Consider the following 23,695-nt stretch of genomic DNA (forward strand, 5'->3'; position numbering starts at 1 on the left):
AAGAGTTATTGGTTTAGCTCAAGCTCTTCTTGTACAAACTTTCCATAGTGTTTTGCAGCTTTCCAGTTGTGATACATAAAATATACACCTAGAATGATGAATATTGCCGATACAATTACAGTAATGCCCGATTGATAAATATATAGGAAGTTACCACCAAATAATGCGATAAAAGCGCCTAGACATACTGAGGATTTAGCTGCATACCATTTCTTCCGAATTGGCAAATAAGTCCGAATTTGTTTCGTTTTGAAATATAAATACCAAACGAAAGAAACTATTATTCCTACTACCAATATTCCATTTATAAACATAACGAACCTCCAATAAAGATTAGCTTCTATTATTGTAAAGGTAAATATTCAAAAAGGCGAATAGTTAATATCACCAAATGGAGGGAAAAGTCTTGAAAAGACAAATCATAGACACAATCGAAAGCTACGACAAAATTATTTTACATAGACATGTCCGTCCTGACCCGGATGCATATGGGTCACAGATTGGTTTAAAAGAGCTAATTGCCTACAACTATCCTGAAAAGCAAGTTTTTGCGACTGGGACGCATGATAGTACGTTAGATTTTCTGGCATATCCAGATACAGTAGAGGAAAAAGAATTTAAAGATGCTTTAATTATTGTGACAGATACTGCTAACACAGAAAGAATTGATGATCAGCGATATTCATTAGGCAGCTATCTCATTAAAATTGATCATCACCCAAATGATGATGCATATGGGGACTTACTATGGGTAGATACAGATGCTAGTTCTGTAAGTGAGATGATTTGTGAGCTATTCGATGAGGGGCAAGCCTATAAAGGCTGGAAGATGAATAGCTCGACTGCTAGACTACTTTATGCTGGAATAGTAGGGGATACCGGCCGTTTTATGTTTCAAAGCACAACAGAACAAACGATGATTCAAGCTGGCAAGCTACTACGTTATGGCTTTGACCGCTCTGAACTATTTAATGGTATGTATGAGGTGGAAAGTAACCTTCTTCAACTCAAGGGCTATATCTATGAGAATTTTTCAATGGAAGATGGCGGAGTTGGTCACATGAAGCTATCTAGAAACCTGTTACAGAAATATCAAGTTGGAGAATCCGAGGCATCTTTACTTGTCAGCAGCCTATCTGAGGTAAAGGGTATGAGATGCTGGGTATTCTTTATAGAAGATGAAAAGGAAATAAGAGTAAGATTCCGTTCTAAGGGCCCAGTCATTAATGGCATCGCTAAGAAATACGGTGGTGGAGGGCACCCTCTTGCAGCAGGAGCAGCCATACAAAGCTGGACGGAAGCGGATCAAGTAATAGAGGACTTAAAAAAGCTTTAAATTGAGGTGTTACCTATGAAAACAGTGTATCCACAAATTGTGACATCAGCGGATATGCTGAAAAGTACAATTCAATTGGAACAGCTTATGGAAAAATTGAAAAAGAATAATGCTAGGGCAGCTGCCATTACAAATAGTAGATTGTATGGTTTGTTGCCTTTTTGGCATGCAGCAAAGAAACATCAGATTCATCCGGTATTTGGTCTTAGCCTGAAGGTAGAACTAGTTGGAGAAGCTTCTGTCGTTTTGTATGCAAGAACGGATGTCGGCTATAAAAATTTGCTGAAAATTTCTAGTAGCATGGAAACAAGAGAAGCAACTCTATTGCCAAGAAAATGGCTGGAAGCATACAAGGAAGGGCTGTCCATTGTTTATAAAGGAAATGAGCAGTTCACCAAGGAAAATCTGCTTGCATTAAAGGATATCTTTTCAGAAGGCTATCTTTACCTAGGGATTGTAAGACCTAATGGTAACAGATTAACAGAGGAGCAGGAAATCGTAGAAACCGCCTCCCAAGCCTTCGTACCAATCACTGTTTATCATGAAAGTAGATATATTGATCCTAGTGATGCCTTTGCCTATGAAGTGCTTAATGCGATGGATCAGTCTGTCAAAATGTCTGACCCTCATAGGATTAAGCCTGCATTAGATGCCCATGTTCTTTCTGAAGCGGAATGGAACAACTGGTTTGCAGGTAATGAAGACTGGTTAGCAAATACCGAAGCTATGCTCGAATCCTGTCGAGTGGATGTGGGGAAGACGATTAGAATAATGCCCAAATTTCCATTACCTGATGGGATAACTGCAGGGGACTATCTAAGGAAACTTTGTGAAGATGGGCTTAATCAAAGATTATCACCTATACCGTCCCAATACTCTCAAAGGCTTACATATGAACTAGATGTCATAAAAACAATGAACTATGAGGATTACTTTTTAATCGTTCAAGACTTCATGAAATTTGCTAAGAATGCAGGAATATTAACAGGGCCCGGTAGAGGGTCCTCTGCCAGCTCCCTTGTTGCCTATTCTCTTGGGATTACGAATGTTGACCCATTAAAATACGGCTTACTATTTGAGCGTTTCTTAAATCCTGAGCGTATTTCTTTACCAGACATCGATATTGATTTCGCAGATTCTAGACGAATGGAGGTTGTCCATTACGTCGCCGAAAAATATGGGAAAAACTATGTCTCTCAAATTATTACATTTGGTACTTTATCCGCAAAATCTGCAGCGAGAGAAGTTGCGAGAGTCTTTGGATTTGAAAATACTACCCTCGAAGCTATCTCTTCGTTTATTCCTAACAAGCTAGGAATAACTCTGAAGGAAGCTTATCAAAGCTCACCAAAGCTACGAGAATTTATTGAGACCGAAGAAATAAGAAAGAAGTGGTTTCGGGTAGCCCTTGCAATAGAAGGTCTTCCAAGAAATGCTTCTACTCATGCAGCTGGTATAGTAATGTCCCCGATACCGATTGTAGAGATAGTTCCGATACAAAAAGGGCAGGAAGAGATCTATTTAACGCAATGGCCAATGAGGGAAGTAGAGGAAAAAGGTCTATTAAAGATGGACTTTTTAGGGCTTCGAAACTTGACTATTATCGAACGTATTTTAAAGACAATAAACTATCAGCGCTCTGTTAAGTTTACTTTAGAGGATATTCCATTAAACGATGAAAAAACCTTTGAAATGCTTCGGCAGGGTGATACAACGGGAGTATTCCAGCTTGAATCAGAAGGTATGCGGAATGCCTTAAGACAAATCAATCCAACAAAATTTGAAGATATTGTGGCAGTAAATGCTCTATTTAGGCCAGGACCTATGGAAAGCATACCTTTATATGCTGCTAGGAAAAGTGGTAAGGCAGCCATCACTTATGAGCATCCAGTGCTTGAGCCTATTTTAAAAGAAACCTATGGAATTATCGTGTATCAGGAGCAAATTATGCAGATTGCCTCTCAAATGGCAGGCTTCACGTTTGGTGAGGCAGATATACTAAGACGTGCTGTCAGTAAAAAGAATAGAGAAATACTAGAGAAGGAACGCAAACATTTTATGCAAAAGGCAATGGAAATGGGTCATACTTCAGAGGCGGCTGGCTCTGTGTATGATCTGATTGTTCGTTTTGCAGATTATGGGTTTCCAAAAAGCCATGCGGTAGCTTACAGTATCATCTCCTATCAGCTAGCTTATCTAAAGGCCAATTATCCTATTCACTTCTATGGAGCACTACTTACTTCGTCAATGGGGAACCAGGAAAAGATCAACCAGCTAGTGATGGAAATGAAGCACAAAAAAATTCCTGTTTTACCGCCATCCATTTTTAAAAGCTATGCATCTTTTACTATAGAAGATAACGCTGTTCGTTTTGGACTACAGGCTGTTAAGGGGGTTTCCTATCCTTTTACACAGAAACTCTTACAAAAGCGTTCGGAAAATAAAAAATGGGGAGATATATTTGATTTAGCAGCTGATTTATCAGCAGTCCATTTTTCAAGAAAAAATATAGAACCTTTAGTGAAGGCTGGTGCTCTAGATGAATTCGGCGAGGAAAGGTCCACCCTACTCGCTACAATTGATGCGGCTGTTAAATATGCGGAGCTTATTAATCCCAAGGACGAGGTAGACTTGTTTGAGGGAGATGCAAATCCCTTCGGAAAATCCAAATATGTTCGAAGGGAACCTATGCCATTATTAGACCAGCTTCAATTTGAAAAAGAAGTGCTTGGCCAGTATTTCTCAGAGCATCCTACTGCTTCATTGAAAAAAAATGCTCCGAATATCCAGGATATTTGGGATCTACAAAGAGTCTCAGGATTCATTTTTGGTAAGATTTTAGGAATTATTTTAGATATAAAAAAAATACGGACCAAAAAGGGAGAGGCCATGGCGTTTGCCACTATTCAGGACGATACCGGAACGCTCTCCATTACCTTATTCCCTGAGGAGTATACAAAATACAGCACGCTCTTAAAGGAGCGCAAGATTATCTATGTAGAGGGAAAATGTGAAAGAAGATTTGGCAAGGTGCAGATGGTGGCAAAAGTAATAAAAGAAATAAAAACTCTATAAGGCTTCTTTGGTAATAGAGTATCATATCTAGTAGAAGTAAAAACAAATAGGCCGAAAAGCCCTTATGATTCTTAATCTTGAAAAGAATCATAAGGGCTTTCTTACTTTTTGAAACTTAGTTCTCCGCTGCGTAGGACGCTTTCCGCGGGCCAACAGGATGTTGGTCAGGAAAAAGTTGTCACAGGATGTGACGTTCTTAGTTTTCCATCCCCAAAGGTAAGCCAGCACCCAACGCTTGCGCGTACGGCTGTGCTGTCTTACCTACCACCCTGCTCCCGCAGGAGTCGCCTACGCTGCTACGAACCAAAAGTTCTCCCACTAAACTCGAAAAGATATGATATTGACGACGCTATTATTCATTTCTTCTTACTTATTGTCGACGAACTAATTATTATTTACTACTAAAGTTAAAAATTTGATTAATAAATTTTATTAAAACCTATGACAAAAGGAATAGTTTTGTCTCAGCCTCTTTTCTCTATAATAAATCAGTCTCTCTCCATCCTAGCTACGGATAAATTCGCTAATTTTAAAGGATTTGCTGACTGCTCCTTCAAGTGCTTTCTTCCCTAACTTCTGGTGGTGAACCTAAATTTTTACACTATAACTCTTTACCTTTGTGAATTTTTTTTGTATTCTAATATTTAGAAGTGGTCAGACCACTTTGTAATTTATGGAAGAGTGATAGTTAGTGAACCCAAATAATAGTTCAAGAAAAATGTTTTTAGAGATTGTTAAACAGCTCAGACAGTTGATTGCAGATGAAAAAATTCCGGTTGGTGGAAAAATTCCTTCTGAAAGAGAGCTCGCTGAACGTCTACAAGTTGGTAGATCCACAGTAAGGGAAGCGCTGAGAAGCTTAGAGCTACTTGGCATTATAGAAACTAGAAGAGGAGAAGGAACCTTTCTATCCGATTACCGTAAGCATCAGCTTGTGGAATTATTATCTACCTTTATTCTTCAAGAAACGAAAGAAAAGGAAGATGTGCAGAAGACACGAGAAGCGATAGAAATTGATGCTATTCGTACGGTCTGTAGAAATGAAGAGCTACATAAGCTATTTATTTGGGATGCTTTTTTAGAAAAACTAAAAACGGAGGAAATTTTACAAGAAGATATTTTGCGTGAGATACTAATTATTTCTAACAATAGACTTGGATTGAAGATATGGTTTTTATTAAAGCAGTTTGCTGGTGAACCGTTTAAAAGTAACATGAGCAGTTTAGAAAAAGAGCTTTGGACAAAGCTACTCCTACATCTTAAGGAAGGCAACGTTCAGCAGGTAATAGATTTATATAGTGAATGGCTTCTGGTACTAAACAAGGGAGAGGTTTAAATGAGCATTCGAGATATATTTAAAAAAAATAATAAGAAAAAGTATGCAACTATTCCGAGTGAGAAAGCTAAAAATGATGTCCCAGAGGGTATTATGATTAAGTGTACGGAATGTCGTAAAAACGTCTTCACAAAGGATTTAATGAAAAATTTAAAGGTTTGTCCTTCTTGTGATCATCATATGAAAATGACTGCTCAAGAAAGAGTAGAAATTTTTTTAGACGAGGGGACATTTGCGTCTATGGATGACCATTTGGAAACTGTTAACCCTCTTGGCTTCCCAGGCTATATAGAGAAGGTGAAGGCAGATGCGAAGAAAACCTCCTTAAACGAAGCAGTCCTTACTGGTATAGGTACTTTGAAGGAACAGGTAGTAGTGGTGGCAATCATGGACTCTCATTTCCGCATGGGCTCAATGGGATCGGTTGTTGGAGAAAAGATCACTAGAGCGGTAGAAAAAGCAACGGAGCTTCGTGTTCCCTTTATCATTTTTACAGCGAGTGGTGGAGCTAGAATGCAGGAAGGGGTCTTATCCCTCATGCAGATGGCTAAAACCTCTGTGGCCCTTAGGAGACATAGTGACCATGGGCTTTTATATGTATCCATTATGACTCATCCGACTACGGGAGGTGTGTCTGCGTCCTTTGCATCGATAGGAGATATTAATTTAGCAGAGCCTAAGGCATTAATTGGCTTTGCAGGGCGAAGAGTAATCGAACAGACGGTACGCGAAAAACTTCCAGAGGACTTTCAAACGGCAGAGTTTTTGCTTGACCATGGGCAGTTAGATGCTGTAGTGCATCGGAAGAATATGAGAGATACTGTTGCAAATCTAGTGAAGCTTCATACTAGAAAGGAGGAAACAGTATGGTAAAGGCATTGCCTTTTGAAGAGCCTATCGTTCAATTAAAAAAGAAAATTAATGAGATTAAAGAATATACGACCAGTACTAATGTAGATATGAGCGAGGAAATTAGCAATCTAGAAGAAAGATTGAAAAAACTAGAAATAGAAATTTACGAAAATATGGAGCCCTGGGATAGAGTACAGGTTGCTCGTCATCCAAATAGACCAACTACGAGAGATTATGTAGAAAAGCTTTTCACCAATTTCTTAGAATTGCATGGAGATCGCTTGTATGGGGACGATGCTGCAATACTAGGAGGAATTGGTGAACTAGATGGAAATCCGGTTACGATTATAGGACATCAGCGCGGAGTAGATACGAAAGAAAACATTAAAAGAAACTTTGGGATGCCACATCCAGAAGGCTATAGAAAAGCTTTGCGTTTAATGAAGCAAGCTGAAAAATTTGATAGACCTATTCTTTGTTTTATTGATACAAAAGGTGCTTATCCAGGGAAAGCAGCTGAAGAACGTGGACAAAGTGAAGCAATAGCTAGAAACCTTGTAGAGATGGCCGGATTGAAGGTTCCTGTTATTAGTATTGTCATTGGGGAGGGAGGTAGTGGAGGCGCACTAGCGCTTGGTATCTCTAATCAGATTCTCATGTTAGAAAACTCTACTTATTCGGTGATTTCACCAGAGGGAGCAGCCTCCATTCTGTGGAAGGATGCTTCTCTCGCAAAACAGGCAGCGGAGGCAATGAAGATTACTGCACCTGATTTAAAAGAGATGAATATTGTGGACAAAATAATACCAGAGGTTCTAGGTGGAGCACACCAAAGCTTAGAAGAGCAAGCTGGATATATGAAAAAGGCGATCATAGCTTCTCTCCAAGAATTAAGTAAACTGTCAAAAGAAGAATTAATTCAACATAGGTATAATAAATTTAAAAATATTGGGGAATATAAAGAATAGCAGAAAAGATGCGTCTATTTTTGGACGCATTTTTTTTAAATCAATTTCATGATAAGCTAATAGCAAATACATATATTTTAGGTTAGGAGGTTTTGCAGATGAAACGTATTGGCGTTTTAACAAGCGGTGGAGATGCCCCAGGTATGAATGCTGCAATCCGCGCAGTGGTTCGGAAGGCTATTTTCGAAGGTTTAGAGGTATTTGGGATCTTACATGGTTACCAAGGGTTAATCGCAGGACAAATTGAACCGTTAGATTTAGGGTCTGTTGGTGATATTATACAACGTGGCGGTACAAAACTTTATTCTGCAAGAAGCGATGAGTTTCGAACAGAAGAAGGCCAACAGAAAGCGATTCAACAGCTTAAGAAACATCAAATTGACGGTTTAGTTATTATAGGCGGCGACGGTTCCTACAGAGGCTCCATGACCTTAACGAAAAGCGGCTTCCCATGCGTGGGTATTCCTGGAACTATTGATAATGATATACCAGGAACAGACTATACATTGGGCTTTGATACGGCGCTGAATACCGTAATAGAATGTATTGATAAAATAAGAGACACTGCAACATCTCATGATCGAACTTTTATTATCGAAGTAATGGGAAGGGATGCTGGTGATTTAGCACTTTGGGCTGGACTAGCAGGAGGTGCAGAGACCATTATCGTTCCTGAGATAGAGATGAATATAGAAGAAGTAGTAGATCGTCTAAAAAATGGAACAGCACGTGGAAAAAAACATAGTATTATAGTGGTTGCAGAGGGAGTAATGAGTGGAGAACAATTTGCAGCTAAGCTAAGGGATCATGCAAATATTGAAACACGAGTTTCTGTTCTTGGCCATATCCAACGTGGTGGATCTCCAACTGGAAGGGACCGTGTGTTAGCTAGCCAGTTTGGAGCGAAGGCAGTAGAGGTATTATTAGAAGGAAAGGGTGGTCGAGCAATTGGGATTCAAAATCACCAAGTGGTAGACTACGACATGACCGAGGCCTTTGAAAACAAAATAGTTTTTGATAATGCAATGTATCAATTATCAAAAGAATTGTCTATTTAATTAGGAAAGCTTTTCTCTTTGTAATTAATTCCTTCATTTTGGAAATGACTATTAAGAGTTGAAGGAGAAAAGATAACATATATTATGAATTCCTATAACTACAAAAGTTTAAAAAAGAAAGGACTATAATATGCGAAAAACAAAAATAGTTTGTACAATCGGACCAGCAAGTGAATCAGAAGAGGTATTGGAGAAGTTAATAAGAGCAGGCATGAATGTAGCTCGATTAAACTTTTCTCATGGTAGCCATGAGGAGCATGCAGCCCGTATTGAAAGAATCAGAGCAGTATCTAAAAAAGTTGGGAAAATTGTTGGTATCCTATTAGACACAAAGGGACCTGAAATCCGAACTCATAAAATGGAAAACGATGCAATCGATTTAGAAGTTGGCCAAACGATTGACATCTCCATGAAAGAGGTATTAGGAAATAAAGAGCGTTTTTCTATTACTTACGAAAAGCTTATTGAGGATGTAAAAGAAGGATCAATCATTTTATTAGATGACGGACTTATTGAATTAGTTGTAAAAAACGTAGACAAAGCAAACGGCCTTATTTCCACTTACGTTCAAAATGCTGGAACCTTAAAAAATAATAAAGGTGTTAATGTACCAGGAGTATCTGTTCAGTTACCAGGTATTACAGAAAAGGATGCAAAAGATATCCTTTTTGGAATTGAACAAGAAGTTGATTTCATCGCCGCTTCATTCGTAAGACGTGCAAAGGATGTACTTGAAATCCGTGAGCTTCTTGAAAAGAATAATGGTTCTCATATCCAAATCATCCCTAAAATTGAAAACCAAGAAGGCGTGGATAATATTGATGAAATTATCCAAGTATCAGATGGCCTAATGGTTGCACGTGGTGACCTCGGAGTAGAAATTCCAGCAGAAGAAGTACCACTTGTTCAAAAGATATTAATTCAAAAGTTAAACGATGCTGGAAAGCCAGTTATCACTGCAACACAAATGTTAGATTCCATGCAGCGTAATCCTAGACCAACAAGAGCAGAGGCAAGTGACGTTGCGAATGCGATCTTAGATGGAACTGATGCAATTATGTTATCAGGTGAAACTGCAGCAGGATTGTATCCGGTAGAAGCTGTGAAAACAATGGATAAAATTGCTCGTAGAACAGAGAATGCGGTTGATTACCGTGCAAACGTTAATAAGCTAAGTAAGGGAAGAGAAGTAAACTTAACAGATGCTATTGGTCAAGCTGTTGCCCACACTGCTATTAACTTGAAAGTAAAAGCTGTTATTGCTCCTACAGAGAGTGGATATACTGCAAAAATGATCTCGAAATTTAGACCAGGTGTGCCGATTATTGCCGTTACATCAACTAGTAAGCCATCAAGAAAATTAACGCTTGTTTGGGGTGTCTATCCGATTGTTGGGAAGAAGGCGCATTCTACAGATGAAATCTTAGAAATTTCGGTTGAGGAGAGCATTCTTCATCACTATGTAACACATGGAGATCTAGTTATTATCACTGCGGGTGTTCCAGTTGGTGAAGCAGGAACAACAAATCTCATGAAGGTTCATGTAATTGGAGATATGGTAGCCAAAGGACAAGGTATTGGTAAATTGACTGCTGTTGGTAAAGCGACTGTGGTTCATTCTGCAGATGACCTTAAAGGGAAAGATACTAGCGACAGCATCATCGTGACTATTGGATCTGATAAAGACATGATTCCAGCTATTGAAAAATGTCGTGGATTGATCACAGAAGAGGGAGGCTTAACTAGCCATGCAGCTGTGGTAGGGTTAAGCTTAGGTATTCCTGTCATTGTTGGTGTGGAAAATGCAACCAATATCATTTCAGACGGTCAAGAGCTTACACTTGATGCTGAAACAGGTGTCATCTACAATGGGCATGCAAGAATAATCTAACCAAGTCAAAGTTCTGTTGATCATACTTATCTAATTATATGTATTAGCAAAAGCACTCTTGGTTTAGAGTAAGACGAGTCCGGACAAACTCCGCTAAAATGTCCGACAAAGTGGAGAACTAAGTATATTAGATAAGGAAGCACTTACGTTTTTTACAATAGGTAAAAAATCGTAAGTGCTTTTCGTTTTTTATTCTCGGTCTTTGTTTCTTTTTAAGCAAGTCAACCGACTAAAGTAAAGAAGATGCTTTATAATAAATATAGGGGGGTTACCTATGAAATGGATCATTGGTTTATTTGTTTTGTTACCAGCAGTAGAATTATATATCCTGCTATTAGCGGGAAAGACCTTTGGTGCCCTTAATGCACTTCTATTAATCATCCTAACGGGTGTTGGTGGGGCAATCATTGCGAGAAGACAAGGGTTGAAAGCATACAAAGAGTTTTCAGAAAGCATGAGAAATTTTCAAGCTCCTGGAGATGCAGCGATTAACGGGCTTTTCGTCCTAGCCGGTGCAATCTTTGTTATTCTTCCAGGGTTTATAACGGATATTACTGGTTTACTGTTTTTATTTGCACCTACCAGAAAGCTTTTCAAACCAATTCTATATAAATGGATTCGAAAGAAGATGAAAAATGGACAAGTTATTGTAATGAAGTCTTCCTAGTGGCTTCCCATTTGTTTGCAAACAAATAAATAAAGGGACTAAATAAAATTCCTATAAAACCAAACATTAAAAACGCTGCTGCACTTAGAAAAAATACATGAACGGCTCTCATTTTCATCGATTTTGACCAGAGCATAGAATCGGCAATATATCGGGTTATCTGAACAAATATGTATAACAATAAGATAATGATCCCAAATAATTTGTCACCTAATAAAAAGAAGTAAATACTTAGTGGAATCAACACTATGCCGGTTCCTAAAAAGGGAATACTATCTACCAATGAAATAAGAAATGCATGCTTAATGGGATTATGCATTCCGAGTACGCTAAAGCCTATCGCCAATAAAGTAAATGTAAGGAATATGAGACGTACTTCCACACCTAGAAAATTATTTACAATAACATTAATTTTCACAAGTGCCTTTTCAAAGAAAAGTCGGACTCTATCCGGAAAGAATATTAAGAACCATAGGCGATCCTTTGTTGATTCCATTAAGGAAAAAAATAACCCTATACTAAACAACAGCACCTCAAAAAAATAGGAGGGAAGATGGGTTACTTTATTTAATAGATTCGTTAGAATCTCATTTAGTACATCTTGGAACTTACCTTCAAACATCACAAAGACTGGATGCTTTTGTAATTGGTCAATAGGGAGCAACATGATATGTTCATGAATTAATGGGATTAAGGTAATAAGTGATTGGATAATAAAGAAGACGAATAAGAGAAAAATAGAGAGAATGAGAACTTCCGTAAGAACTACGCTGACAAAGATAGGTAATTTTAGTTTTCTATGTAAGAAGCTTGTAAGTGGATAAAGGAAATAACCAAATAGGATGGATAATGTAAGTGGATATGCTATTAATAGGATGAGAGTAATGATTCCAATCGGTAACCAGTATGTAAGGAAATCTCTCTTATTTAATTGAAAACTTATGTTATTCATCCATTCTTTTCAAAATATGGTTTATTTAAAAGTTATTTTTTAATAATTTTAAGCGTTTTCATTCACAAATTATCCAAAATTGATTATAATACTTGAGTAAGCATTTTAGGTACATACAAATACAGGTAAACTTATTCTATAGATTCATAGAATGGAAGATGCTTGTAAAAGAAGGGGAGATTTAAATGACATCAACTCGTGGTTTAGAAGGAGTAGTTGCTACTCAATCTGCTATCAGTTCCATTATTGATGACACACTTACTTATGTTGGATATGATATTGATGATCTAACAACTAATGCGAGCTTTGAAGAGGTAGTATATTTACTTTGGCACAAGCGTTTACCAAATGTATCTGAGTTAGCAGAGCTTAAACAACAATTAGCTGACAATATGGCGGTACCTCAAGAGGTATTAAACCAATTCAAGGTATATCCTATTGATAAGGTACACCCAATGACTGCACTAAGAACAGCAGTTTCCATGCTAGCATTATATGATGATGCTGCAGAAGATATGTCAGACGAGGCTAACTACCTGAAAGCTATCAAGTTACAAGCAAAGCTTGCAACTCTAGTTACAGCATTCTCTCGTGTTCGAAAAGGATTAGAGCCAGTTGCTCCAAAATCGGATCTAGGTTATGCTGCAAACTTCTTGTACATGCTACATGGAGAGCTTCCAGCAGATATCGAAGTAGAAGCTTTTGACAAAGCATTAGTATTACATGCAGATCATGAATTAAATGCATCTACTTTTACTGCTCGTGTATGTGTAGCAACACTTTCTGATATTTACTCTGGAGTAGTATCAGCAATTGGTGCTCTGAAAGGGCCACTTCACGGTGGAGCTAATGAGCAAGTAATGAAAATGTTAACTGAAATTGGTTCACTTGATAAAGTGGACGAGTATATTAACAACAAGCTTGAAAATAAAGAAAAAATCATGGGATTCGGTCATCGTGTATATCGAAAAGGCGATCCTCGTGCTAAACATCTGCGCGAAATGTCAAGAAAATTAACAACACTTCGTGGAGAGTCTAAGCTTTATGATATGTCTACTCGTATTGAAGAAATTGTAACTGGTCAGAAAAATCTTCCACCAAACGTTGATTTCTACTCTGCATCCGTGTATCATTCTTTAAATATCGAGCATGACCTATTCACACCAATCTTTGCAGTATCTCGTGTTTCTGGTTGGACTGCTCATATCCTTGAGCAATACGCTAACAACCGCTTAATCCGTCCTCGTGCTGAGTACGTAGGTCCAGGAATGCAAAAGTATATTCCTATCGAGGAAAGATAAGATTGTTTGTACACAGATTAGGGCTTAAACACATCGTGTTTATGGCCCTATGATTATGATAGTAGGAGGAAAAAGCAATGACATCTGGAAAAATTACAGTAGAAAACGGTGTACTTAACGTACCAAACGAACCAGTAATCCCATTCATCGAAGGTGACGGAACAGGTCCTGATATTTGGGCTGCAGCATCTCGCGTGCTAGAAGCATCAGTTGAAAAAGCATACAACGGTGAAAAGAAAATTCAGTGGAAAGAAGTACTAGCTGGTCAAAAAGCATTTGATCAAACAGGTGAGTGGTTACCACAAGAAACTTTAGACGTAATCTCTGAATACCTAATCGCTATTAAAGGACCTCTTACAACTCCAATCGGTGGTGGTATCCGTTCTCTAAACGTAGCGTTACGTCAAGAGTTAGACCTATACACTTGCTTACGTCCAGTACGTTACTTCACAGGTGTTCCATCTCCAGTAAAACGCCCAGAAGACACTGATATGGTTATTTTCCGTGAAAACACAGAGGATATCTATGCTGGTATCGAGTATGCAAAAGGTACAGAAAATGCGAAAAAGTTAATCGACTTTTTACAATCTGAATTTGGTGTGAAGAATATTCGTTTCCCAGAAACTTCTGGTATCGGTATCAAGCCAATTTCTGAAGAAGGTACAAAACGTTTAGTTCGCGCTGCTCTAAACTACATCATTAAAGAAGGTCGTACTTCTTTAACATTGGTACACAAAGGAAACATCATGAAGTTTACTGAAGGAGCTTTCAAAAACTGGGGCTACGAAGTTGCTGAACAAGAATTTGGTGACAAAGTATTCACTTGGAACCAATACGATAAAATCAAAGAAGAACAAGGTACAGAAGCTGCTGACAAAGCACAAGCTGATGCACTTGCAGCAGGTAAAATCTTAGTAAAAGATTCTATTGCTGATATCTTCTTACAACAAATCTTAACTCGTCCAAAAGAGTTTGATGTAGTTGCTACAATGAACTTAAACGGAGACTATATCTCAGATGCATTAGCTGCACAAGTTGGTGGTATCGGTATTGCTCCAGGAGCAAACATCAACTATGTAACAGGTCATGCAATCTTTGAAGCTACTCACGGTACGGCTCCAAAATATGCTGGTCTTGATAAAGTAAACCCATCTTCTGTAATCCTTTCAGGTGTGTTAATGCTTGAACACCTTGGCTGGAACGAAGCTGCTAAACTTATCATGGATTCAATGGAGAAAACAATTGAATCTAAAGTAGTTACTTATGATTTCGCTCGTCTAATGGATGGCGCTACAGAAGTAAAATGTTCAGAGTTCGCTGACGAATTAATTAAAAACATGTAATTTAAAAAATTTGGAATTATATTTTGAAAGGCTGTCAAGAAAAGTCATGTGTTTGACTTTTCTGGCAGCCTTTTTAGTTTCTGTAATATTTGTAAGGGTATTCCTAAGAAATATAACTGGTAAGCGAGGTGATGGACGCTATCAGAATCTTAATTAGGAAATGTAATCACATGAGTTGTCGACCTTACTTTTCCTTCCTCTATGCTCTCTCTTTCTAAGAGTGGTAGTGTTTCCGTCTCAATACTAACTAATCAAAATCCACTTTTTACCAATAAAGGTGACTCCGTATTCTTCTATGCATAATCAGTAATACAGTAAAAACTTGGAGTCATTTATATTTACTTGTACATTACGTATAATAATGGAAGATATGTATTCATACTCTCAAAAGCATGCAGCATGTTATTGGATATTTATGTTCAAGTATAATGAATGAAAACTTATTCTATAAAAGCAAGGAGAAAGTCTGGAGGAAGGTAAAATGAAATATTTTTATCAAGTAGAAAACCCACAGCAACCTTTTCAGTTGTTTCAGCACGAGAAATATTATGAAATACCTCTAAAGGATATTTTGCTTATTAAAAAACATCTAACGGAATCTGTAAAATATGCCCTCTATATGGAAGAAGAAATTGTCTATTTGCTTACGAATGTATCTATCAAAGATAACTGTATCTTCGGTTATGGCAGCTATAGTAAGCCGTATTGCAAACGCGAAGATCTGAATAGTTTGTCTCTAGAAATCTTAGATAAAGATGCATATAACTGGTATATGACGCAAGCAAGGTAATGGAGGTTCACCAAAATTTCTAACCGAGTTATAATAGGGAATAGGATGACCGTTAGACTGACCTATAAATAGAGAGTATGTGTATGGAGGTCATGGTCTAAGAATGCTTGTCCAAAAAAGGAGAGTATATCAGATGACATTAAAACGTAAAAAAATTTCTGTTATTGGCAGTGGTTTTACAGGCGCAACTACTGCATTCTTGGTAGCTCAGAAAGAGCTTGGGGATGTTGTGCTAGTCGATATCCCGCAAGCTGAAAATCCTACAAAGGGAAAGGCTTTAGACATGGCTGAAGCTGCTCCTGTATTAGGCTATGATGTAAACATCACTGGTACGTCTAATTATGAAGACACCAAAGGCTCGGATTTAGTGATTATTACAGCTGGTGTTGCCAGAAAACCAGGAATGAGTCGTGACGACCTGGTCCAAACAAATCAAAAAGTAATGAAGGCAGTGACAAGGGAGATAGTAACATATTCTCCAAACACCACCATACTCGTATTAACAAATCCTGTGGACGCAATGACATACACGGTATACAAAGAATCAGGATTTCCAAAGGAACGGGTAATAGGTCAGTCAGGTGTATTAGATACTGCTCGTTTTCGGACGTTTATTGCTCAAGAGTTAAACCTGTCAGTAAAAGATATTACGGGCTTTGTTTTAGGAGGCCATGGTGATGACATGGTGCCTCTCATCAGATATTCTTATGCTGGTGGAATTCCATTGGAAAAGCTGCTAGATGCTAAGCGTTTAGAGGAAATTGTGGAAAGAACACGTAAGGGTGGTGCAGAGATTGTGAACCTTTTAGGAAATGGTTCTGCATACTACGCACCTTCTGCCTCATTAGTAGAAATGGCAGAGGCCATTTTAAAGGATCAAAAGCGAGTGCTACCTTCCATTGCGTACTTAGAAGGCGAATATGGGTTGGATGGTATTTATTTAGGTGTACCTACAGTACTGGGTGCAGGAGGAATAGAAAAAGTTATAGAGCTAGATTTAACGGAGGAAGAATTAGCTCTTTTAAACAAATCAGCGGATTCCGTAAAGGCAGTTATGAAAATGTTAAGCTAAGCTTTAGTGCTGAAGGGTAGGTAGGGTGAGATCCCTATCTATCTTTTTTTATGTCTGTTTAGGGATGTTATATACAAAACAATTCTGAGAATAGTTTTAGCGGAAGAATGTTTTGACTTTATCATCAGTTGCGAAGGACGGGGAATTATTGTTAAGATGAAAGTAGCTAACAGATTGGAGGAATAGTTTTTGCTATTAGGGAAAAAGCATAAAATCGGTCGCGGTATGGAGGAGCTTACAGTAGGAGAAAAACTAGTTCTTACTGAAAAAATCGAAGACAAAGATTTACTGCTCTACTTAGGTTTGACGAATGACAATAACCCTTTGTACATACAACATGATTTTACGATAAATACGATCTATTCTAAACCTATTGTTCCACCTATTATGCTAACGGGGATTGTGACTTCCTCGATATCTAAGTATTTACCAGGACCAGGTTCTCACGTTGTTAGACAGGAGGTAGCCTATCCGAAGCCAACCTTTCATTATGCTTTATTAACATTTACCTTAGAAGTGAAAGAAAAAGATGTACATAAAAATGAAATCACGGTTCATGCGATAGCGAAGGATGAACAAGAAGAGGTAGTTCTGGAAGGACTATTTACTGTTCTCCCACCAAAAGTACTGTAATCAGATGTTTTAAGTGATTTGGAAAGATATTTCCAAATTATAATTTGGAGGAAAATAATGCATACTGTATTAGTTGTAGATGATGAAAGCTCAATTGTTACGCTACTTACATATAATTTAGTGGAAGCGGGATTTACTGTTATAACCGCTAATGACGGTGCAGAGGGTTTTCAATTAGCGATGGAGGAGCAACCGGATGTAATTGTATTAGATTGGATGTTGCCCAAAATGGATGGAATGGAGGTTTGCAAGAAGCTTCGTCTCCAAGGAATCCATATTCCAATCATTATGCTCACTGCCAAAGGAGAAGAGTTTGATAAGGTACTGGGTCTAGAGCTTGGTGCAGATGATTATATGACCAAGCCATTCAGCCCGAGAGAGGTGATAGCTAGGGTAAAGGCCATGATAAGAAGAACAGGTCTTAGTGCGAATCCGGTAAAGGAAAAAACCGATGATTCGTATGTTTTTGGCCCTTTAGAAGTTTATCCAGAACGTTTTGAGGTTTTTTTGAATAAGGAGCAGCTCTTTTTTACGCCAAAGGAATTTGAGTTACTTATTTATTTAATTGAGAATAAAAACAAAGTCCTGACTCGTGACCAGCTTTTAAGTGCTGTATGGAATTATGATTTTGCAGGAGATACTCGAATAGTGGATGTTCATGTCAGCCATTTGCGAGAAAAAATAGAGGAAAATAGCCGAAGACCAATGTTCATCAAAACAATAAGAGGGCTAGGCTACAAGTTTGAGGAGCCAAAGTCTCTATGACATTTCATACTCAAATATTCCGTACCTTCGCTGTTCTATTAGGAGTTGTCATGCTTGGAATCGGAATCATTCTCGGGCAGATATTCCCCTTTTTAGTTCAACAAGCAGTAGATACAAATATTGACACGAAGCTAAAAGAGGCTTCTGTGTATATGGAGGAATATGAACTTACTGCAGAAGAACAATTTCTTTTAAGAGAAGCTTTACAAGCTGAATTTATTGAACGAGATATTCGAAAGGAAAAAGAATCTCTTTGGCTTTTTCTGTTCTTTGTCCTTTTATTTGTCTACTTACTATCCCTCTTTATCGGATTTAAGTTCTGTAAGAAATTTACCCAGCCTGTTGAACATGTAACAGAAACTGCAATGGAGTTAGCCAAAGGACATTATCATGTAAGAGCTTATGAGAACAATGACTTAGGAATGTCGAAACTAACAAACTCCATTAATATTCTAGCAAGGAACCTACAAGAGATTTCTGTAATTCGAGAAACAGAGCAAGAGCGACTAAAAACCTTAATAGAGAACATGGTGAGTGGTCTTATTATGATTGACAGAGATGGAAAAGTGACGATTGTCAATCGAGCATTCTTAGCACAGCTTGATATGTCGGCTGGGGATGTTACAAATAAGCAATTTAAATCAATTGGGCTTCCTGATAAAATAGAGGAGTTTATAGACCATCTTTTTTTGACGGAGACCTCTCATAAGCAGCAAATAAATATTCAAAGAAGTCCCCATAATTATAGTGTTGTTGCCTATGGAGCTCCAGTTATAGGGGAGCATGGGAAATGGCTGGGGATTGTGGTAGTGATTCATGACATCACAGAGATAGTGAAGCTAGAGCAGATTCGAAAGGATTTTGTTGCAAATGTTTCGCATGAGTTGAAAACACCCATTACTTCTATAAAAGGATTTGCCGAGACGCTCCTATTAGGAGCATATAAAAAGGAAGAAAATCTCCTCTCCTTCTTGGAGATTATCTATAAGGAAAGTAATCGTCTTCAAATGCTCATTAATGACCTATTAGACTTATCAAAGATTGAACAAGAAGGATATACAATGAATATTACCAAAGTAAGGCTCTATGATGTGGTTGTTAGTTGTTTGGAGATGACAAATCATTTATTAGAAGAAAAAGAGATGGAAATTGACTTAAATGTAAATGAAACAATCTACGTGAAGGGCGACTATCATCGTATTATTCAAATTATGATGAATCTATTAACCAATGCTATTTCTTATTCTGGAAATCATACTACGATTCATATAAGCGTTGGGCAAAAAGGTTCATATGGCTATTTACAAATAAGAGATGAAGGTATTGGAATCAAGCTAGAGGAGCAGGAGCGCATCTTTGAAAGGTTTTATCGAGTAGACAGAGCGCGCAGTCGAGAATCAGGTGGGACTGGTTTAGGGCTGGCTATTGTCAAGCATTTGGTAGAGACCCATCATGGATATATAGAATTAGAAAGTGAAGTAGGGAAGGGAACACAGTTCACTGTGTATATTCCTCAACCCTAGCAACGGAGGTAAAGATGAACAAACAACCATTTATTCCAATTATCGTTGGAACGGATATAAACGCCTATAATATGGCTATATCCTTTCATGAAGAATACAATATTAAACCTATCCTAGTCGGAAAAGAAGAAATGTCCTTTACTAAGTGGAGTAACGTAATTGATCATATTGAAATTCATCCTAACTTATGGGATAAGCAAGCATTTGTAGCTGTATTGTCTGAGGTGGCAGACAAATATCAATCACCGGACAAGCAGTTACTTTTGGTTGGAACAAATGACTTTTATGTTCGATTGATCATAGAAAATGCAGATGTTCTTCGAGAAAAGTTTGTTTTTAACTATATGTCTGAGGAATTGATGAATAACCTGTTAGTAAAATCTAATTTCTACAAGCTTTGTGAAGAACATGGCATTGACACACCTAAAACATATTTTTATTCCTGTGCAAAGAAAGAGCCGTTTACAGAGGAAGTCCTTTTTCCATTGATTATAAAACCAAGCAATGGGGTCGAATATTATAAGCATAAGTTTCAAGGGCAGCAAAAGGTTTATCGAGTAGAGAATCAGCAGCAGCTTCAAGAGGTCATCAGTAAAGTAAATGCGAGTGGATATCAAGAGGATTTGATTATTCAAGATTACATACCTGGTGATGATACTTATATGTGGGATTCTGTTTTCTATATGAGCTCGAAAGGAAAGGCCCAGCTTAGCACGCTTGCTCAAGTTGTGCTTCAAGAGCATACTGTGACAGCGATAGGAAATTACACAGCTTTGATTACGAGATATAACGAAGATCTAATGAAAAAGCTTCAGCATTTCCTAGAGGCAGTCGGCTATGTAGGCTTCGCCAACTTTGATTTGAAATATGACGAACGTGACGGCAAATTTAAAGTATTTGAAGTGAATATTCGTCAGGGAAGATCAAGTTATTATACTACTGCGCTTGGCCATAACATGGCTAGATATTTTGTGGATGATATTATTTACCATAAAGACAAGGAGCTAACCTTGTTGAATGAGCATTACTTGTTCACTGTAGTACCGAAAATTGTGTTGAAAAAATTTGTGGATAATAAAGAAATACAGCAAGAAATTCGTACACTGCTTCGTCAAGGAAAATGGGGTAACCCGTTATTTTATAAAAATGACCGAAATCTTACGCGTAAGCTTTATTTGATGGCACGTCAATTAAATTACTATAAAAAATATAAAAATAATTCTTGGTAAAAATAGAGGGCATTGAAAAAGTCTATTAGTATTAGAAGCGAGTATGTGGAGGAGAATCTTTCGCATTACTCGCTTTTTAAATTGTTGATTACCATTGTGGTAGACGCTTTTCACGGAGCCCAACAGGATGTTGGTTAGGAATACGTTGTCACACGATGTGACGTCTTGGTTTTCCCTCCTTTAGCCTCCCTCGCTTTGCTCAGTACAGGTGCTTTTCTGAAAAAACCGATGGGCTGGGAAAAAAGTGAATTCTTAAATAAAAGAGAAGGACAAAACAATTTTTTATGATTTGTTACACATTTTTTTACAAGATTCTTATCAAGATTTATTTATTAGAAGGTAGCACCAATGGTTCGAAACAGCGTCGGTGACTCCTGTGGGAACGCAAATTTATTAGCGACGAAAGAGGAGTCCCAAAGGAACAAAGGCAAAAAAACGTCACATCGTGTGACAATGCCTTTGTGACCAACATCCTGTTGGCCTCCGGCGCAGTGAAGAACCATACGTTTTAAAAGTAAGAAAGCACTTACGATTTCTTCAAAAGTATAAATCGCAAGCGCTGTTCTATTGTTTTGTCCCAGGCTTTCGTTCTTTTTTTATACGCTTAATTATTTGCGTGCCTACAGCTAGTCGGAAGAGTAACATCCTTTTCGTAATAGGCATATCATTTACCACTGAACTTTTTCGTAAGGGGCTTGTCAAAGAAAGAGAACTGATCACAAACAAAACTTGTTTTTTCGAGTTATTCATACTTATTAAAAATATATTGAAACCAATTGGATATCCTTTCCGTATAAGACCTATAGATAGAGAAAGGGGAAAGAAAATGAGTACAAAGAGAGTGTTATCGATCATAGCTATATCAGTCGTTGGTATCGTTTTATTATCTGCTTTGTTAACTTCTTGGTATACAGTGGATGAATCTGAACAGGCAATTGTTATAACCTTCGGTGAAGCAAGTGATCCAATTGTAGAGCCTGGCTTAAAGTTCAAAATGCCTTGGCCGATCCAAAAGGTAGAAAAGTTATCGAAGGAAACGTTCGGTCTTCAATTTGGTTATAGCCAATCGGAGGACGGTGAGATTACCTCCTTTGACAAGGACACCAAAATGATTACAGGCGATGATAATATCGTTCTTGCAGATCTAGTTGTTCAATATAAAATTACTGATCCTAAAAGATATTTATTTAACTCGGAAAATCCTCAAGAAATTCTTCATGATGCAACATCTGCATCTATTAGATCTGTAATCGGTAACTCGAAGATTGACGCAGCATTAACAAATGGAAAAGCGGAAATCGAGGCTGCTACAAACGAAATGCTTCAAGGCTTAATAGAGAAATATGATATTGGTATTACGGTGTTAACAGTGAAGCTTCAGGACGTGGAGTTGCCAAACGCCGAGGTTCGTGCAGCATTCACTGCCGTGACAGACGCAGAGGAAACGAAAAACACGAAAAGAAATCAGGCTGAAAAATACAAAAACCAAATGGTAAGTGAAGCGGTTGGGGAAAAGGATGCAATTATCTCCAATGCAGAAGCTTATAAATTTGAGCGTATTGCTCAGGCAAATGGTGACGTGGCAATATTTAACGAGCTTTATGAGGAATATCGTAACAACCAAGAAATTACTAAACAGCGATTAATCTTAGAAACGTTAGATTCTGTTCTTCCAGGTGCACAAATCTATATTATGAATGATGAAGGCGGCACGATGAAGTACTTGCCGATTCAGCCGGTAGATAGTAAGCAAGCGACAACTCCTAAGGCAGAGACAGAAGCAAAGACAGAAGCAAAAACAGAAGCAACTAAAACAGAAGGGAGTGGGCAATAATGGCTGACAATCATAACCCTTTTGAAAACCTAGAAAATAAATATAAAACGGTGAAAAACAAACCGAAGAAGGAAAAGACACCTTTTGACTTTAAAAAGCATTCCAAATCATTTATCGCTATTCTCCTTATATTTGTTGTAGCGATTATTGCGGTTGTAAACATCTATGTTGTAAAAGAAGGCGAATATAAAGTAGTCCGTCAGTTTGGTGAAATTAAAGACATTAAGAGTGAGCCAGGTCTTCATATGAAAATCCCTTTCCTTCAAAGTGTGTCTACAATTCCTAAGTACCAAATGAATTATAAGCTTTCTGAAAGAGAAATAAATACAGCTGATAAGCGTCGTATTATTGTAGATAATTATGCTGTTTGGAAGGTAACCAATCCAAAGCAAATGATATCTAGTGCGGGAAGTCTGGATGGAGCCGGCGCTCGGATGGAGGAGTTTATCTATTCTGTCGTACGTACAGAGCTTGGGCAACTAAAGTATAGCGATATTATTAATGATGAAAATTCAGAGCGTGGAAGTCTAAATGATAAAATTACTGCACATGTAAATGAGCTTCTTGCAAAAGAATATGGTATAGAAGTAGTAGATGTGCGTATTAAACGAATTGATTTACCGCAGGAAAATGAACAATCCGTATTTAATGAAATGATTTCAGAGCGTCAAAGTATTGCCCAAGAATTCCTTTCTACAGGTGATGCAGATAAGAGACGTATCGAAGCAGAAACAGATCGTACGGTAAAAGAGATGCTAGCAACAGCTAATGAACAAGCAGCTGAAATAAGAGCAGCTGGAGATGCAGAGGCTGCTAAAATCTATAACACAAGCTTTTCGAAGGATCCAGAGTTTTATTCCATATACAGAACGCTAGAATCCTATAAGAAAACAATTGGAGAAGACACTATGATTATCATTCCTTCTGATTCTCCATATGCACGAATTCTTTCTGGGTATCTAGAATAGTATATAAATCGTCATTCCCCTTACTCTCATGGTAAGATATAAGGAATGACGATTTTTTTTTGCGTAAATAACGCGTAATTATTTAATTTCAAGGAGTGAAGG

20 protein-coding genes are annotated in these 23,695 nt (G+C 37.8%); 18 read left to right on the top strand and 2 right to left on the bottom strand.

From position 1 onward, the window contains the following. Positions 1-5: 5 nt before the first annotated feature. Positions 6-314, bottom strand: coding sequence for a YtpI family protein (locus AC1ECF_RS00135; RefSeq protein ID WP_480387353.1), 309 nt, complete (start codon positions 312-314; stop codon positions 6-8). 92 nt (positions 315-406) lie between these two features. Here AC1ECF_RS00135 and AC1ECF_RS00140 point away from each other — a divergent pair, with 92 nt between their 5' ends. The 8 genes from AC1ECF_RS00140 to AC1ECF_RS00175 all read left to right on the top strand — a co-directional run bounded on the left by AC1ECF_RS00140 (position 407) and on the right by AC1ECF_RS00175 (position 11,183). After that, complete coding sequence (locus tag AC1ECF_RS00140; RefSeq protein ID WP_480387354.1) at positions 407-1,336, top strand: DHH family phosphoesterase; 930 nt, start codon at positions 407-409, stop codon at positions 1,334-1,336. A 15-nt stretch (positions 1,337-1,351) separates the two neighbouring features. Continuing rightward, the gene (gene dnaE, locus AC1ECF_RS00145; protein ID WP_480387355.1) at positions 1,352-4,411 is read left to right on the top strand and encodes a DNA polymerase III subunit alpha; all 3,060 of its coding nucleotides are present in this window, start codon (positions 1,352-1,354) and stop codon (positions 4,409-4,411) included. Positions 4,412-5,102: 691 nt separating this feature from the next. Beyond that, the gene (locus AC1ECF_RS00150; protein ID WP_480387356.1) at positions 5,103-5,747 is read left to right on the top strand and encodes a FadR/GntR family transcriptional regulator; all 645 of its coding nucleotides are present in this window, start codon (positions 5,103-5,105) and stop codon (positions 5,745-5,747) included. Further along, positions 5,748-6,620 (top strand): acetyl-CoA carboxylase, carboxyltransferase subunit beta, encoded by an 873-nt coding sequence (gene accD, locus AC1ECF_RS00155; RefSeq protein ID WP_480387357.1) that lies wholly within the window; start codon positions 5,748-5,750, stop codon positions 6,618-6,620. Next, the gene (locus tag AC1ECF_RS00160) at positions 6,614-7,567 is read left to right on the top strand and encodes an acetyl-CoA carboxylase carboxyltransferase subunit alpha (protein WP_480387358.1); all 954 of its coding nucleotides are present in this window, start codon (positions 6,614-6,616) and stop codon (positions 7,565-7,567) included. Before accD ends, AC1ECF_RS00160 begins: the two co-directional genes overlap by 7 nt. A gap of 98 nt (positions 7,568-7,665) precedes the next feature. Next, the gene (pfkA, locus tag AC1ECF_RS00165) at positions 7,666-8,625 is read left to right on the top strand and encodes a 6-phosphofructokinase (RefSeq protein WP_480387359.1); all 960 of its coding nucleotides are present in this window, start codon (positions 7,666-7,668) and stop codon (positions 8,623-8,625) included. Positions 8,626-8,755: 130 nt separating this feature from the next. Beyond that, positions 8,756-10,516 (top strand): pyruvate kinase, encoded by a 1,761-nt coding sequence (gene pyk / locus AC1ECF_RS00170; RefSeq protein WP_480387360.1) that lies wholly within the window; start codon positions 8,756-8,758, stop codon positions 10,514-10,516. 274 nt (positions 10,517-10,790) lie between these two features. After that, complete coding sequence (locus tag AC1ECF_RS00175) at positions 10,791-11,183, top strand: FxsA family protein (RefSeq protein WP_480387361.1); 393 nt, start codon at positions 10,791-10,793, stop codon at positions 11,181-11,183. Here AC1ECF_RS00175 and AC1ECF_RS00180 read toward each other — a convergent pair. After that, positions 11,161-12,135: an AI-2E family transporter gene (locus AC1ECF_RS00180; protein ID WP_480387362.1), complete on the bottom strand. Its 975-nt coding sequence runs from the start codon at positions 12,133-12,135 to the stop codon at positions 11,161-11,163. The genes AC1ECF_RS00175 and AC1ECF_RS00180 overlap by 23 nt on opposite strands. Positions 12,136-12,320: 185 nt before the next feature. Here AC1ECF_RS00180 and citZ point away from each other — a divergent pair, with 185 nt between their 5' ends. From citZ to hflC, 10 genes are all read left to right on the top strand, one after another. Continuing rightward, a complete protein-coding gene (gene citZ / locus AC1ECF_RS00185; protein WP_480387363.1) occupies positions 12,321-13,436 on the top strand; it encodes a citrate synthase in 1,116 nt (371 codons plus the stop codon). Between the two features lie 77 nt (positions 13,437-13,513). Then, positions 13,514-14,779: an NADP-dependent isocitrate dehydrogenase gene (gene icd / locus AC1ECF_RS00190; protein WP_480387364.1), complete on the top strand. Its 1,266-nt coding sequence runs from the start codon at positions 13,514-13,516 to the stop codon at positions 14,777-14,779. A 481-nt stretch (positions 14,780-15,260) separates the two neighbouring features. Next, the gene (locus tag AC1ECF_RS00195; protein ID WP_480387365.1) at positions 15,261-15,569 is read left to right on the top strand and encodes a hypothetical protein; all 309 of its coding nucleotides are present in this window, start codon (positions 15,261-15,263) and stop codon (positions 15,567-15,569) included. A gap of 133 nt (positions 15,570-15,702) precedes the next feature. Then, positions 15,703-16,641 (top strand): malate dehydrogenase, encoded by a 939-nt coding sequence (mdh, locus tag AC1ECF_RS00200; RefSeq protein WP_480387366.1) that lies wholly within the window; start codon positions 15,703-15,705, stop codon positions 16,639-16,641. A 189-nt stretch (positions 16,642-16,830) separates the two neighbouring features. Then, positions 16,831-17,274 carry a MaoC family dehydratase gene (locus AC1ECF_RS00205; RefSeq protein ID WP_480387367.1) on the top strand — a complete coding sequence of 148 codons (444 nt, stop codon included), beginning with the start codon at positions 16,831-16,833 and terminating at the stop codon, positions 17,272-17,274. Positions 17,275-17,331: 57 nt separating this feature from the next. Next, complete coding sequence (locus tag AC1ECF_RS00210) at positions 17,332-18,039, top strand: response regulator transcription factor (protein ID WP_480387368.1); 708 nt, start codon at positions 17,332-17,334, stop codon at positions 18,037-18,039. Continuing rightward, entirely contained in the window at positions 18,036-19,562 is a 1,527-nt protein-coding gene (pnpS, locus tag AC1ECF_RS00215) for a two-component system histidine kinase PnpS (protein ID WP_480387369.1), read from the top strand. Before AC1ECF_RS00210 ends, pnpS begins: the two co-directional genes overlap by 4 nt. 14 nt (positions 19,563-19,576) lie before the next feature. Continuing rightward, the gene (locus tag AC1ECF_RS00220; protein WP_480387370.1) at positions 19,577-20,791 is read left to right on the top strand and encodes a carboxylate--amine ligase; all 1,215 of its coding nucleotides are present in this window, start codon (positions 19,577-19,579) and stop codon (positions 20,789-20,791) included. 826 nt (positions 20,792-21,617) lie between these two features. Beyond that, positions 21,618-22,625: an FtsH protease activity modulator HflK gene (hflK, locus tag AC1ECF_RS00225; protein ID WP_480387371.1), complete on the top strand. Its 1,008-nt coding sequence runs from the start codon at positions 21,618-21,620 to the stop codon at positions 22,623-22,625. Beyond that, positions 22,625-23,593: a protease modulator HflC gene (hflC, locus tag AC1ECF_RS00230; RefSeq protein ID WP_480387372.1), complete on the top strand. Its 969-nt coding sequence runs from the start codon at positions 22,625-22,627 to the stop codon at positions 23,591-23,593. Before hflK ends, hflC begins: the two co-directional genes overlap by 1 nt. Positions 23,594-23,695: the final 102 nt, after the last annotated feature.

This window comes from Psychrobacillus sp. Z3-81 (assembly GCF_056620325.1).